Annotated in this window: 11 protein-coding genes; 6 read left to right on the top strand and 5 right to left on the bottom strand. The window is 69.8% G+C overall.

Annotated elements, in window-relative coordinates:
* Nucleotides 1-10: 10 nt before the first annotated feature.
* The gene (locus tag OG504_RS19690) at nt 11-1,495 is read right to left on the bottom strand and encodes a hypothetical protein (protein ID WP_405996379.1); all 1,485 of its coding nucleotides are present in this window, start codon (nt 1,493-1,495) and stop codon (nt 11-13) included.
* Nucleotides 1,496-1,928: 433 nt separating this feature from the next.
* Here OG504_RS19690 and OG504_RS19685 point away from each other — a divergent pair, with 433 nt between their 5' ends.
* From OG504_RS19685 to OG504_RS19670, 4 genes are all read left to right on the top strand, one after another.
* The gene (locus OG504_RS19685) at nt 1,929-3,158 is read left to right on the top strand and encodes a hypothetical protein (RefSeq protein ID WP_405996378.1); all 1,230 of its coding nucleotides are present in this window, start codon (nt 1,929-1,931) and stop codon (nt 3,156-3,158) included.
* 82 nt (nt 3,159-3,240) lie between these two features.
* Nucleotides 3,241-3,528 carry a hypothetical protein gene (locus tag OG504_RS19680; RefSeq protein ID WP_405990979.1) on the top strand — a complete coding sequence of 96 codons (288 nt, stop codon included), beginning with the start codon at nt 3,241-3,243 and terminating at the stop codon, nt 3,526-3,528.
* A complete protein-coding gene (locus OG504_RS19675; protein ID WP_405990978.1) occupies nt 3,525-4,526 on the top strand; it encodes a phosphotransferase family protein in 1,002 nt (333 codons plus the stop codon). Before OG504_RS19680 ends, OG504_RS19675 begins: the two co-directional genes overlap by 4 nt.
* Nucleotides 4,523-4,828 (top strand): hypothetical protein, encoded by a 306-nt coding sequence (locus OG504_RS19670; protein ID WP_405990977.1) that lies wholly within the window; start codon nt 4,523-4,525, stop codon nt 4,826-4,828. The genes OG504_RS19675 and OG504_RS19670 overlap by 4 nt, the downstream gene beginning before the upstream one ends.
* On the opposite strand, the gene OG504_RS19665 is transcribed toward OG504_RS19670, so the two are convergent.
* The 4 genes from OG504_RS19665 to OG504_RS19650 are packed head-to-tail and all read right to left on the bottom strand — an operon-like array spanning nt 4,809 to nt 8,673.
* A complete protein-coding gene (locus OG504_RS19665) occupies nt 4,809-5,579 on the bottom strand; it encodes a succinate dehydrogenase/fumarate reductase iron-sulfur subunit (protein WP_405990976.1) in 771 nt (256 codons plus the stop codon). The genes OG504_RS19670 and OG504_RS19665 overlap by 20 nt on opposite strands.
* Nucleotides 5,576-7,543, bottom strand: a complete 1,968-nt coding sequence (locus OG504_RS19660) for a fumarate reductase/succinate dehydrogenase flavoprotein subunit (protein ID WP_405990975.1) — start codon at nt 7,541-7,543, stop codon at nt 5,576-5,578. The genes OG504_RS19665 and OG504_RS19660 overlap by 4 nt, the downstream gene beginning before the upstream one ends.
* A complete protein-coding gene (locus OG504_RS19655) occupies nt 7,543-8,364 on the bottom strand; it encodes a hypothetical protein (protein WP_033287170.1) in 822 nt (273 codons plus the stop codon). Before OG504_RS19655 ends, OG504_RS19660 begins: the two co-directional genes overlap by 1 nt.
* An 18-nt stretch (nt 8,365-8,382) precedes the next feature.
* Complete coding sequence (locus OG504_RS19650; protein ID WP_019058435.1) at nt 8,383-8,673, bottom strand: hypothetical protein; 291 nt, start codon at nt 8,671-8,673, stop codon at nt 8,383-8,385.
* A gap of 293 nt (nt 8,674-8,966) precedes the next feature.
* On the opposite strand from OG504_RS19650, the gene OG504_RS19645 reads away from it, so the two are divergent.
* Both OG504_RS19645 and typA read left to right on the top strand, forming a co-directional pair.
* Nucleotides 8,967-11,147 carry an ABC transporter family substrate-binding protein gene (locus OG504_RS19645; protein WP_405990974.1) on the top strand — a complete coding sequence of 727 codons (2,181 nt, stop codon included), beginning with the start codon at nt 8,967-8,969 and terminating at the stop codon, nt 11,145-11,147.
* Between the two features lie 844 nt (nt 11,148-11,991).
* Nucleotides 11,992-13,899 (top strand): translational GTPase TypA, encoded by a 1,908-nt coding sequence (gene typA / locus OG504_RS19640; RefSeq protein WP_405996377.1) that lies wholly within the window; start codon nt 11,992-11,994, stop codon nt 13,897-13,899.
* The last annotated feature ends 506 nt before the right edge of the window (nt 13,900-14,405 follow it).

Here is a 14,405-nt window from a genome sequence, read left to right as displayed (position 1 = left end):
CTGCGGAGTTCTACGTCGGCGGAGGGACGCGGCGCTTCCGTGTGGCCGGTCCGCCGAAGGTGAGGGGTGGGCCGCCGTCCGGGTCCTCGCCGAGGAGGATCCCGCCGAGGACCGCCCCGCCGACCCCGCTCGTGCGCTCGTCGGCGGCACCGGCGTACGGGTTCCCGTGCACACGGACGTCCTGCTCGGCCAACTCCCGGGCCTCCAGCGCGGGTTCGTCGGCTGCGGCGGGGTCGGTGGTGAGCAGCAGCTCCGCTTCGGCGAGCCGGGTCCGGGCTTCCACGCCCACGGCACCCCGGTGCGTCGCCACGAAACCGTCCGCCGAGCCGATGTCGCTCCGCCCGACGAGCCACGCGGCTGCACCGAGGACGCCGTCCCGCGTCCCGCCCAGCGGCAGCATGGCCTGGACGATGCGGCGCAGGGCGTCGAGGGGGTCGTGGTCGTAGGGGCGGCCGCCGGTGAGTTCTTCCCGTACGGCGGCGAGGGTGGTGTGGGCGTGGGCGAGGCGGGTGTGGAGCGGCCCTGTCGGTGACTCGGCCGTTGTCGCCCTGGCGATGTCGGCTTCCGCGCCGGTGAGTGTGGCGGGCACCAACTCCGTTGCGGCGGCGAGGGAGTCGGCGAGCCGGTCGACGTCGTTCAGGAGGGCGTCGGCCTGACTGATGGCGCCCTCGGCGGAGCGGAGGGAGCGTATGGCCTCGCCGGTGTGTCCCAGGTCGGCTGCCTGGCGGGCCTGGTTGAGGTGGGTGGTGGCGAACACGAGCCGGTCCTTGGCCTGTTCGACGTACCCGGTGACGGTGGTGGTGGTCGCGGTCGCGGCAGCGGGTGCCGAGTAACGGGCGTGCAGGCCGGCGAGGGTGGCGTCCACGCCCCCTGTACGGGCGGCCAGTTCGCGGAACCGGGCCTCCGCGATGCCGAGCGCTTCGTTCATCTCCTGCTCCAACGCCCGGAGTTGATCGAAGGCGGGTGCTTCGGCATCCAACCGCCGCCCGGCCTCGGCACACCGTCCGACGATGCCGGCGAGGGCCTGCCGCCGGGCGGTTTCTTCTTCCGGTTCCGGGACGCCCCGGTCGTAGCGCAGGCGTATCGCGAAGGCGGCGGAGAGCTCGCGCTCGGCGTCCCGCAGGGCCCGTACGAACGGTTCGACGGCCGCCGCCCCGAACCGGGCCTCGGCGAAGGCGAGTTCCTCACGGCTGGTGCGCAGGCAGTCGTCGGCCTGGACGAGGGCGGCACCGGCCTGGCGTTCGAGCACGGGGAGTGGGGTGACGGGGGGTCGGGGTGACACGACCCCGACCCCGGGAGTCGTACGGGTACGGGCCCTACGGGTGCGCCGCACATACCCGTACCCCGCGAGTACGGCTGCTCCGCCGACGGCGACGAGGGGGAGGACGAGGTCGGCGCCGGAGCCCTCGTCAGCCTCTTGCTGCCCGTGTCCACCCGCACCGGCGACGGGCCCGCCCCGGGCGGTCGCAACCGGAACCTCCGCATTGATCGTCATCACCGGCAACACCAGCCACACGACCCCGACCGCCCCACCCAGCACGGCATGCCCCACCCGCACGGATATGTGGGAGCTCCCGCGCCGCGGCCGGCCGCGTATCAAGGATGACGTCACATTTCGGAGCGTATGAGCAGGATTGCGGACGCGCGACCGGGGTGGGCCTGGGGTGAGGCGTGGGGGTGGATGAGGTACGAGGTGTTCGGCTATGGGGAGGGGCGGCGCGGGGATGGGGCGTGCAGGGGGTTCGGGGGCGGAGTCGGGGATGGGCTCGGGGCGAGTGGGTGTGGGGGAAGGGGAAGGGGGAGCGGAGGGTGGGTCGGAGGCCGGGGAGACGGCTGCGTCGGCTGAGCTGGGGATTGATGGGGGAGGTGTGCCGGTGGGTGCGGGTGATCCGGATCCGGAGATACGTGGGGGAGACCTGTCTGCGGGTCTGGAGTACGGGGGGCGGGAGGCGGAGATTGGTCCGGCGGACGGGGACCGGGACCGGGACGTTCCAGTTGGTCCGGAGCCCGGGGAACCGGAGATCGGGGAGCGCGGCGGGAGCGAAGCGAACGGCGGGCTTGCGGCGACCGGTCCGCCCGAGGTTGCCGACGGTGGCGTACCCCCACAAGGGCCACCCGCACCCGACGACGAAAGCAGCACGGGTGGGCGGGGTGGGAAAACCAAGTGGGTTCGGCGGAGCCTCGTCGCGCTGGTGCTTGCCCTGTTGCTGCCTGCCCTCGGTGCCGAGATCGCCCTGCGCGTGAATTACGCCGGTGAGATCGCCGACGGCACGTACACCCGGGGGCAGGACGCGATCTGGCTGGGGCATGCGTGGGTGGACGGGCGTAAGACCGACGCGGACATGGCAGCACTGGCCCGGCGGCTGAAAAGCACCGGTATCCGGGACCTGTACGTCCATTCGGGCCCCCTGGAGCACGACGGCACCCTCCCGGAGTCGGACTACCCCAAGGCGGCGTGGTTGATCGAGTCGGTGCACAGGGAGCTGCCCGGGGTCCGGGTACAGGCCTGGCTGGGTGACAAGCTCGCCACCGAGAGTCCGGACGGCCTGCGCCTGCAGAACCCCGCGACCCGTACCGCCATCGTCACCTCGACCCGCCAGATCCTCGCCGCCGGCTTCGAGGGCGCCCACTTCGACCTGGAACCCCTCCACTCGGGCGACGCGAACTACCTCGACCTCCTCGAGAGACTCCACGAGGTCACCCGGGCCAACCACGCCCAACTCTCCGTCGCCGCCCACCAGATCGACCCGCTCCCCGCCTTCCACTCCTTCTGGGGCACCGTCACCAACCACCCCAAGTGGTGGTCGCAGGCGTACTTCGGCCAGGTCGCCCGCCGCGTCGACCAGATCGCCGTCATGTCGTACGACACGATGCAACCCCTGCAGAGCCTCTACGGCGGCTACGTCGCCCAGCAGACCTCGCTCGCCCTGGAGGTCACTCCGGACTCCACCGACCTCCTCATGGGCCTGCCCTTCTTCCACGAGAACCGCTTCGGCCACCGCGGCGCCGCCGAGACCGTCCCCGCCGCCGTACGCGGCGTACGCCTCGGCCTGTCCCGCACGGACGCGGACCGTCCGAACTTCGGTGTCGCCCTGTACGTCGACTTCGCGGCGACGGAGGCGGACTGGACGGCGTACCGGGAGGGCTGGGTGCGTTGAGCGCAGGCTCAAGTGCCCTGAAAACACAGCGCGGTTCACAGTCGAGGATGCGATGATCTGCCACGTCTGATGGGGGTGGACGATGGTGTGGACGGGACTGGCCGTGGCGGCCTGTCTGCTGATGGCCTTGAGCGGAGTCGTCGCGGTGACGACCGGCCGGATGCTGCCGACGGTTCAAGGCCGAGTCGTACGGCCGGAGTTGTGGGGATACGGGCAGCTGGTCTTCGCACTGGGCATGGCAACGGGGATCTCCCTGCGCTGGTGGGCAGGTTCCCTGGCCGTGGGCGACGCGGGCGCGGCGATGGCGTTCATCCTGATCGTCCTCGGCAGTGTGCTGCAGTGGCGCGCGCAGCGCCCCGCGTTCCCGTGACCACCACCCGCAAGACCCTCACCCGCACCGACCTGGCCCCGTTCGCCCACGCCCTCGGCCACACCCTGAACGACGTGACCCGCCTCCGCGGCGGTTCGAAGAAGGGCGTCTACCGCCTCGCCTTCCAGGGCGGTTCGACCGCCGTGGCCTACGTCTGGTCCCCGGACGAGGACCTCTGGGACGCGGGCCCCGGCGACCCCCGCGACCCCTTCTCCCACGCCTCCGGCCTCACCCTCTTCATCGCGGCGGCGCACCGCCTCGCCGCAGCCGGCGTCCGCGCCCCCCGACTCCTCCACGCCGACCCAACGCACGCCCACCTCCCGGCGGACGTGGCGATCGTCGAGGACCTCCCGGGCGGCACCCTGGAGGACCTGCTGGACGACGACAAGGCCGCCGTACCGAAGTCGAAGGCGGAGTCGCTGGAGCGGACGGCGGCCCTCCTCGACACCCTGCACGCCTGCACGGGCCCGCGCTTCGGGAAGGTCGCGGTCGTGGACAACGGCGGTTCCTCGTACGGCGGTTCGTGCGAGACGGTCGTAGCCGAACGAGCCCTGAGCGACCTCGACGAACTACCGGCCCGTGACCCGCGAGCAGCAGCCGCTCACCCCCAACTGGCCGATGCGATACGGATGTTGGCCGCCCAGGTCCGACCCCGCACCGAGCCTCCCACCCTCATCCACGGCGAACTCGGCCCCGACCACGTCCGCGTGACCCTCGACGGAGACCTCGCCCTCGTCGACATCGAGGGCCTCATGTACTTCGACGCCGAGTGGGAACACGCCTTCCTCCGCCTGCGCTTCGGCCCCCACTACGACCCGCTGCGCACCGAGGGCCTGGACGAGGACCGGCTGCGCCTCTACCGCCTGGCGATGCACCTCTCCCTCGTGGCCGGCCCCCTACGCCTCCTGGACGTCGGGGACTTCCACGACCCGGAGTTCATGCGCGGCATCGCGGAACACAACCTCCGGCAGGCGCTGTCCTTCGTGGAGCGGACATGAGTGGCGTCGAAATGGGCGTCTCCGCGCTGCTGATCACCGTTCTCGCCGGTGTCGGCGCCGGGGCGATCACGCGCGGCTGGACCCCGCTCGTCCGCCGGAACCGCATCGCGCGCCCCCGGTTGTGGGGCTACGGCATCCTGGTCAGCGACGCGGGCCTGGCCGGGTTGATCTACTTCGGCCCCTACTCCAGCCCGGACTCGCTCGGGCCCCTCGCGGTGGCCGGCATGTGCGTGGCGATCGTCGGGATCGTCGTCCAGCAGGTCGCCGCGAGGCCCGCGAAGCCTAGGAAGAACGCCTCCTGATCTTCGACCCCAGCCACACCAGCGGGTCGTACTTGCGGTCAACTGCCCGTTCCTTCAAGGGAATCAGCGCGTTGTCCGTGATGTGGATGCCCTCGGGGCAGACCTCGGTGCAGCATTTGGTGATGTTGCAGTAGCCGAGGCCGTGTTCGTCCTGGGCGGTCTTCTTGCGGTCGAGGCCGCTCTCGGCCGCCGCGTCCAGCGGGTGCATGTCCAACTCCGCGACCCGCATGAGGAATCGGGGACCGGCGAACGCCGTCTTGTTCTCCTCGTGGTCGCGGACGACGTGACAGGTGTCCTGGCACAGGAAGCACTCGATGCACTTGCGGAACTCCTGCGAGCGGTCGACGTCCTCCTGCATCATCCGGTACTCGCCGGGCGCGACACCCTCCGGCGGTACGAACGCCGGAACCTCCCTGGCCTTCTGGTAGTTGAAGCCGACGTCCGTGACCAGGTCGCGGATCACGGGGAAGGCACGGAGAGGCGTGACCGTGATCGTCTCCTCGCGGGTGAACACCGACATGCGGGTCATGCACATCAGCCGGGGGCGGCCGTTGATCTCCGCCGAGCACGAACCGCACTTGCCCGCCTTGCAGTTCCAGCGCACGGCGAGGTCGGAGGCCTGGGTGGCCTGGATGCGGTGGATGATGTCGAGGATCACCTCGCCGTCGTTGACCTCGACCTCGTAGTCCTCCAGGCCGCCGCCCTCGACGTCCCCCCGCCACACCTTGAAGCGGGCCTCGTAGCTGCTCACTCGTAGAGCTCCTCTTCGGCGAGGTACTTGACCAGCTCTTCCTTCTCGAAGAGGGCGAGCAGGTCGGCGCGGATGGGGTCGGTCGTCTCGCGGGCCAGGGTGATCTGGCCGGACACCGGGTCCGTTGCCGCCAACCCGCCATTGGGGTTGGTCAGTTGGCAGATCAGGTTGATGCGGCGCCAGTCGCGGTTCATACCGGGGTGGTCCTCGCGGGTGTGCCCGCCGCGCGACTCGGTGCGCTCCAGCGCGGCCCGGGCCACGCACTCGCTGACCAGCAGCATGTTCCGCAGGTCCAGCGAGAGATGCCAGCCGGGGTTGAACTGCCTGTGGCCCTCGACTCCCGCGCGGCGGGCCCGTACTCGAAGGTCGGCGAGCTTCTCCAGCGCCTGTTCCATCTCGCCCTCGCGGCGGATGATGCCGACGAGGTCGTTCATGGTCTGCTGGAGTTCCTGGTGGAGGGTGTACGGGTTCTCGGGCGGGCGTCCGTTCTCTTGACCGGGTTCAGGGCCCTCCGCCGAGAAGGGGCGCAGTGCCTCCGCCGCCGCCAGGTCGACCTCCGTGTCGTCCACGAGCGGGCGGCTGTCCGCCAGGTCGGCCGCGTGGTCCGCCGCGTGCCAGCCCGCCCGGCGGCCGAACACCAGCAGGTCGGACAGGGAGTTGCCGCCGAGCCGGTTGGAGCCGTGCATGCCGCCGGCCACCTCACCGGCCGCGAACAGCCCCTCCACTCCGCGTGCCGCCGCGGTGTCCGACTCGACCGCGATCCCGCCCATCACGTAGTGACAGGTCGGCCCGACCTCCATCGCCTCCGCGGTGATGTCGACGTCGGCCAACTCCTTGAACTGGTGGTACATGGACGGGAGTCGGCGCCGGATCACCTCCGCCGGCATACGCGTCGACACGTCCAGGAAGACCCCGCCGTGCGGTGAGCCGCGGCCCGCCTTCACCTCGGAGTTGATGGCGCGGGCGACCTCGTCGCGGGGGAGCAGTTCGGGGGGACGGCGGTTGGTGTCGGGGTCCTCGTACCAGCGGTCGCCCTCGGCCTCCGACTCGGCGTACTTCTCCTTGAAGACGTCGGGGATGTAGTCGAACATGAACCGCTTGCCCTCGGAGTTGCGCAGCACCCCGCCGTCGCCGCGCACCGACTCGGTGACGAGGATGCCCTTCACGGACGGCGGCCAGACCATGCCCGTCGGGTGGAACTGCACGAACTCCATGTTGAGGAGGGGCGCGCCCGCCAGCAGCGCCAGCGCGTGGCCGTCGCCCGTGTACTCCCACGAATTCGACGTCACCTTGAAGGACTTGCCGATCCCGCCGGTCGCGATCACCACGGAGGGGGCTTCGAGGACCATGAAGCGGCCGGTCTCGCGCTCGTAGGCGAAGACTCCGGACACCCGGCCCGCGGCGGAGCCGCCAATGGCTGCAGTGTCCTTCAACACCCGTGTGACCGTGCACTCCTGATAGACCTTCAGACGGGACTCGTAGTCGCCGGTCTCTTTGTAGTCCTCCTGCTGGAGCGACACGATCTTCTGCTGGAGCGTGCGGATCAGCTCAAGTCCCGTACGGTCGCCGACGTGGGCGAGGCGCGGGTACTCGTGGCCGCCGAAGTTGCGCTGGGAGATCCTGCCGTCCTTCGTGCGGTCGAAGAGGGCGCCCCAGGTCTCCAACTCCCAGACCCGGTCCGGGGCTTCCTTCGCGTGCAGCTCCGACATGCGCCACTGGTTGAGGAACTTGCCGCCGCGCAGGGTGTCGCGGAAGTGGACCTGCCAGCTGTCGTGGGAGTTGACGTTGCCCATCGCCGCCGCGATGCCGCCCTCGGCCATCACCGTATGGGCCTTGCCGAACAGTGACTTGCAGATCACCGCCGTACGGGCACCGCGCTCGCGCGCCTCGATGGCGGCCCGCAGACCGGCGCCACCGGCACCGACCACGACGACGTCCCACTCCTGTCGCTCGACCACGGACATCAGAAGAACCTCGGATCGTTGAAAGCGCCGGAGGCGACCAGGTACACGTAGAAGTCGGCAGCCGCGACGCTGATCAACGACGCCCAGGCCAGCTGCATGTGACGGTTGTTCAGCTTCCCGACGAACTTCCACGCCTTGTAGCGCACGGGATGCCTGGAGAAGTGCTTGAGCTTGCCGCCGACGATGTGGCGGCAGGAGTGGCAGGACAGGGTGTACGCCCAGATCAGCACGATGTTGGCCACGAAGACGAGGGTGCCCAGGCCCATGTGGCCCCAGTGGTAGTGCTCGTCGCGGAAGGTCAGCACGGTGTCGTACGTCAGCGTGCCCGCCACCAGGAGCGCCGCGTAGAAGAAGTACCGGTGGACGTTCTGCAGGATCAGCGGGAAGCGGGTCTCACCGCTGTACTTCTTGTGCGGCTCGGCCACCGCGCAGGCCGGGGGCGAGGCCCAGAAGCCCCGGTAGTAGGCCTTGCGGTAGTAGTAGCAGGTCAGCCGGAAGCCGAGCGGGAAGATCAGGATGATGATGGCGGGGGAGATGCCCCACCAGCTCCCGAAGAGGTCGGCGTTCGGGCCCGCGTGCATGGTTCTGCAGCGGTCGGCCAGACAGGGCGAGTAGAACGGCGAGACATAGGGCGCCGAGTAGTAGTTCGAGTCCGCGAAGGCCCGCCAGGTCGAGTAGACGACGAAGGCCAGCAGTCCGGCGGCGGTGACGGCCGGGGCCAGCCACCAGCGGTCGGTCCGCAGATGCGGGGCGTCGATCGCGGCGCGCGTACCGGTGTGTACGCCGCCGCTCTTCGGTTGGGGTTCCGTACCAGTGGCCAAGTCAGGACTCCGGTCGGTTCAGGGTGCGTGGCGGTCGTGGGCGCCGAGTCCTTCGTCGTCCGAGTCCGTCCACAGGGTGTTGTCGTAGGGGGTGTCGGGGATGGAGACGAGATCGGGGCGCCGGGGGCGCTCGATCCCTGGTGCGGCGTCTCGCAGCAGCGCGACGCTCTCGCGCAGCCGGTCGGCGTCGGCCTTGACCCTGCGCATCTCCAGGCCGCCGCTGCCGAATTGGTTCTCCAGTCGTCCCACCGACCTGAACAGGTCGTCGAGACAGCGCTGGACTGACGTCAGTTCGTCGTGCACGGACATGACGTGACCTCACTTCCGCGGGCGTCGGCCCTGGACGGCAACGTTCATGCGCCTGCGAGTGTTGCGCGTCACACCTACCGGTGGGAAGCGGTGTGCACGGATTGGCCGGGGTGCGTTGGTGTGTACGGGGGCAGATTCGAACATTGCGCCGCACGGGTGGGCTTCCCGGCGCCCCTCGCCGTGTCGCCCTTCATGGCCGAACCGTTTCCTCTTCAGTGGCCGCAAAGATCTGATCAGCTCCATATACGCCCAAACGTGATCAGAAGTCCCGCGGTCTACCGGAGGTAGCAGTGATGTCCCACGACGGCGTCAGACTGCGCGCGGTCATGCGCTCGGTCGTCTTCCTCACCGCGGGCGCGCTCGCGGTGACCACCCTCGCGGCGTGCAGTTCCGAGGACGAATCGGGCAAGCCGCTGGCCGGACAGGACATCGCGCCGGTCGGCCGTGACCTGGTCGCCGACGGCGGCACCCTGAACTGGGCCGTCGACGACGTACCCGAGACCCTCAACACCTTCCAGTCGGACGCCGACGACGCCACCACCCGCGTCGCCCAGGCCGTCCTGCCCGCGATGTTCCGGCTCGACGCGCAGGGCCGCCCGCAGCGCGACGCCGACTACCTGGAGTCCGCGAAGGTCGTCGACACCGAGCCCAAGCAGGTCGTCCTCTACAAGCTGGACCAGCAGGCGGTGTGGAGCGACGGCCGCGAGATCGGCGCCGCCGACTTCGCCGCCCAGTGGCGCGCCCTGTCCGGCAAGGACTCCGCGTACTGGACCGCGCGCAACGCCGGTTACGACCGCATCGAGAAGATCGAGCGCGGCGCCAACAACCTCGAGGTCAAGGTCACCTTCAGCAGGCCGTACGCCGACTGGAAGGCGCTGTTCTCGCCGCTGTACCCCAAGGACGTCATGGGCACCCCGGACGCCTTCAACGACGGCGCGCGCCGCAAGCTGAAGGTCACCGCCGGGGCGTTCTCCCTGCAGAAGGTCGACCGCAAGGACAAGGAGATCGTCCTCGCCCGCAACCCGCACTGGTGGGGCCGGCCCGCGAAGCTCTCCCAGCTCGTGCTGCACGCCGTACCGCTCGACAAGCGGGCCGCCGCGCTCGCCGACGGCACGGTCGACCTGGCCGAGATCGACCCCGCCGACGCGAGCCGTATCTCGCTCGCGGGCCGTGCGAAGGGGACGAGCACCCCGCTCCAGGGCGCGAGCCCGACGGGCAAGGACGAGAACAAGAACGAGAGCCGGCAGAAGAAGAAGCTCAGCAAGAAGGAGCGCAAGGCGCTCGCCAAGTACCTGCGCCAGCAGGACGAGTTGCGCGCCTTCACCGTCCGCCGCTCCCTCGAACCCGCGTACACGCAGCTCGCCCTCAACGGCTCCGAGGGCCCCCTCGCCGACGAGCGCGTCCGGCGTGCGGTGGCCCGCGCGCTCGACCGCACCGAGCTGGCGAAGGTCGTCCTCAAGCCGCTGGGCCTGCCCGCCGTGCCGGTCGGCAGCCACCTCGCGCTCTCCGGGCAGGCCGCGTACGCCGACAACAGCGGCGCGCTCGGCGACCACGACACCGCGGAGGCGCAGGCGCTGCTCGCCGACGCCGGCTGGGTGCCCGGCGGTCCGCTCAAGGACAAGGGCGAGAAGGCGGCCGGTTCCGAGAGCAAGAAGGGCAAGAAGTCCGACGACGATGCCGAGTCCGAGGGCGGTTCCGACGGGCAGTACATCGTCGGCGAGGACAACAAGGACCCGCAGGACCACACCAAGAAGCACGACAAGGCTTCCGGGCGCGGCGGCGACGAGGGCTCCAAGCACCTCGCCGACGGCAAGCAGTACGACGGCCGCAAGGTGAAGCAGGGCGGCGCGCCCGGCGCGTACGCCCCCAAGGGCACGGCCGCCCCGGCGGGCGCGAAGACCGGGCCGCTCGCCAAGGACGGCAAGCCGCTCACCCTCCGCTTCGTGCTCCCCTCCGGTACCGGTTCGGAGTCGCTGAGCGCGGTCGCCGACAGCATCTCCCGGATGCTGGAGAAGGTCGGCATCCGCACGGAGATCACCAAGGTCTCCGACGACAGCTACTTCAAGGACCACATCGCGTCCGGCCAGTACGACCTCGCCCTCTACTCCTGGCCCGCGTCCGCCTACCCCGCCACCGACGCCCGCCCGATCTTCGCCAAGCCGGTCCCGGCCGCGGACGGCTCCCTGAACGTCGAGCAGAACTACACCCGCGTCGGCACCGACCAGGTCGACCAGCTCTTCGACCAGGCCGCCTCGACCCTCGACCAGGACGAGTCCGCCGCCCTGGTCCGCAAGGCCGACGCCCGCATCTGGGCGGCGGCCGGCTCGATCCCCCTCTACCAGCGCCCCCAGCTCACGGCCGCCCGCAGGACCGTCGTCAACGCCGGCTCCTTCGGCTTCCAGACCCCGGTCTACGAGGACATGGGCTTCCTGAAGAAGGGCGCCCACCCCTCGGCGAGCCCGACCAAGGACTGAGGGATTGGCATCACCCGCACATGACGAGCACGGCCGCCGTCCCGCAGCAACATGCGGGGCGGCGGTCGTCGTACGGGGGTGGGACATGCGGGGCTGGGGAGCGGCGGTGGCCGTGGTGTTGCTGGGTGCGGGTTCGGCGGGGTGTGGTGTCACGGCGGGTGAGAGCCGGCTGTCCGCCGACGCGGCCACGATCTGCGCGCACGGGACGTACGCCTGGTCCGGCATCCGGCACGTCGAGCGGCTGACCGGGCTGCCCGACCGGATCACGTACGCCGACGGCGGGTACCAGGGTGTCATCGAACACGTCTCCGGCACCGTCTACCGCCCCACCGTGACCCGTCCGCCCGAGGGGGTCGGCCCCGCCCGGGTGATCAAGGCCCTGGGTTCCCACCTGAAGACGGACGAGCCGCTCGCCGGACCCTCCGAGAGGGCCGGGGGCGAGGAGACGGATCTCTTCAACGAGATCGGCGGATCCCGGCAGCCGTACTACACCTGGGAGTCGATCGACATGGTTGAGGCCGACTTCACTTATAGCTGCGGACTGAACCCGCCGGTGCACGGCCACGTACACACCTGGGACACGTTCGGCGGCGGGTTCCTGCCCTGCTCCGAGCCCTCCGAGGGCGCCCCGGCCAAGGTCGCCGCCGCGAAACTGTGCCCCGCCGGGTCCCATGCCGTGACGGGCGTCCGACCCCTCCCGCCGCCACCCGTAAGGCCCTGCGGAGGCCCCGTCCCCGTACGCCACGTACGATGGGGTAAGGCCGTGGCGTGTCCAGCCCGGCAGGGTCCGCGTAACACAGACGTACGCGCAGGCCTTCCTCACTCTCCGGGAGTTCGCCGCAATATGGCCACGCGCCACGACATCCGCAACGTCGCCATCGTCGCCCACGTCGACCACGGGAAGACGACCCTCGTCGACGCCATGCTGAAGCAGGCCGGTGCCTTCGCCGCGCACGCCGCCGAATCGCTCGACGACCGAATGATGGACTCGAACGATCTGGAGCGTGAGAAGGGCATCACGATCCTGGCCAAGAACACGGCCGTGAAGTACCACCCGAAGGATGGCGGCGACGTCATCACCATCAACATCATCGACACCCCGGGCCACGCCGACTTCGGTGGCGAGGTCGAGCGCGGTCTGTCGATGGTGGACGCGGTGGTGCTGCTCGTCGACGCGTCCGAGGGCCCGCTGCCCCAGACCCGCTTCGTGCTGCGCAAGGCGCTCCAGCAGCGCCTGCCCGTCATCCTGTGCATCAACAAGACGGACCGCCCCGACTCCCGGATCGACGAGGTCGTCAACGAGACCTACGACCTGTTCCTGGACCTGGACGCGGACGAGGAGCAGATCGAGTTCCCCATCGTCTACGCGTGTGCGCGTGACGGCGTGGCCTCGCTGACCAAGCCGGAGAACGGCACGGTCCCGCAGGACAGCGACAACCTGGAGCCCTTCTTCTCCACGATCCTGTCGCACGTCCCGGCCCCGCAGTTCGACGAGGCCGCCCCCCTCCAGGCGCACGTCACCAACCTGGACGCCGACAACTTCCTCGGCCGTATCGCGCTGCTCCGCGTCGAGCAGGGCGAGCTGCGCAAGGGCCAGACCGTCACGTGGATCAAGCGCGACGGCACGATGTCCAACGTGCGCATCACCGAGCTGCTGATGACCGAGGCGCTCACCCGCAAGCCGGCCGAGATGGCGGGCCCCGGTGACATCTGCGCCGTGGCCGGTATCCCGGACATCATGATCGGCGAGACCCTCGCCGACCCCGAGAACCCGATCGCGCTGCCGCTCATCACGGTCGACGAGCCGGCGATCTCCATGACCATCGGTACGAACACCTCGCCGCTGGTCGGCCGCGGCGGCACCGGCAAGGGCGCCTCCGCGAAGGCGGCCGTCAAGGACCGCAAGGTGACCGCCCGTCAGGTCAAGGACCGCCTGGACCGCGAGCTGATCGGTAACGTCTCGCTGCGCGTCCTGGACACCGAGCGCCCCGACGCCTGGGAGGTGCAGGGCCGCGGTGAGCTGGCGCTGGCCATCCTGGTCGAGCAGATGCGCCGCGAGGGCTTCGAGCTGACCATCGGCAAGCCGCAGGTCGTCACCCAGCAGGTCGAGGGCAAGACGTACGAGCCCGTCGAGCGCATGACGATCGACGTGCCCGAGGAGCACATGGGCGCGGTCACGCAGCTCATGGGTGTCCGCAAGGGCCGGATGGACAACATGTCCAACCACGGCTCCGGTTGGGTCCGCCTGGAGTTCGTCGTCCCGTCCCGCGGTCTCATCGGCTTCCGTACCGAGTTCCTGACCGGTACGCGCGGCACGGGCATCGCCCACTCCATCCACGAGGGCCACGAGCCGTGGTTCGGCGTGCTGACGACCCGTAACAACGGTTCGCTGGTCGCCGACCGCGCGGGCGCCGTCACCGCGTTCGCGATGACGAACCTCCAGGAGCGCGGTGTGCTGTTCACCGACCCCGGCACCGAGGTGTACGAGGGCATGATCGTCGGCGAGAACTCGCGCGCCGACGACATGGACGTGAACATCACCAAGGAGAAGAAGCTCACCAACATGCGCTCGGCCGCCGCCGACTCGTTCGAGGCGATCGTGCCGCCGCGCAAGCTCTCCCTGGAGCAGTCCCTGGAGTTCTGCCGCGACGACGAGTGCGTCGAGGTGACCCCGGAGGCCGTTCGCATCCGCAAGGTCGTCCTCGACCAGAAGGAGCGCGGCCGCTCCGCGAGCCGCGCCAAGCACGGCTGACGCATACGATCGCAGGCGTTCGAGGCGCTGTTACCGGCCAACTGAGCCCGGGTGCCCCCATCTTGGGGGTGCCCGGGCTTTTTGCAACTGATTTTCGCCCTGCTCCCCGGGACGGTCTGTCCGTAATGCGGAGATCCTCGCCCGATACCCATGTAACAAGTCCGTTTCGTGGCCTTCTCGCATCGAACAGTTTGTCCATGTTTTGGAAGATGTACGGGTGAGCTGTGACTGAATTGAGATTTAAAGACAGTGGTCGGCACCTGGCACATGGCAGATAGTTAGCCGCGTAGCGCTCGGGTCAATGGGTCACCGCGCCGTGGGGACGGCGCCGACTCGCGAGCACCAGGGGGTGTCTGACCCTCCGCCAGGGGTGGCGGAGGAAAGACGTGAACCCCCTCCTGTTGGTGAACACGTGGAGTCATGAGGAGGAGCCCCATGCGTGGTGTCACGAACGCCAGGTGGGACACGCCGTCCGTCAGTAGCAACTTCGCCCGCCCATACGGAGA

The organism is Streptomyces sp. NBC_00986 (assembly GCF_045162565.1).
In the GTDB taxonomy this organism is placed as follows: domain Bacteria; phylum Actinomycetota; class Actinomycetes; order Streptomycetales; family Streptomycetaceae; genus Streptomyces.
This window is presented reverse-complemented; position numbering and strand designations above follow the sequence as displayed.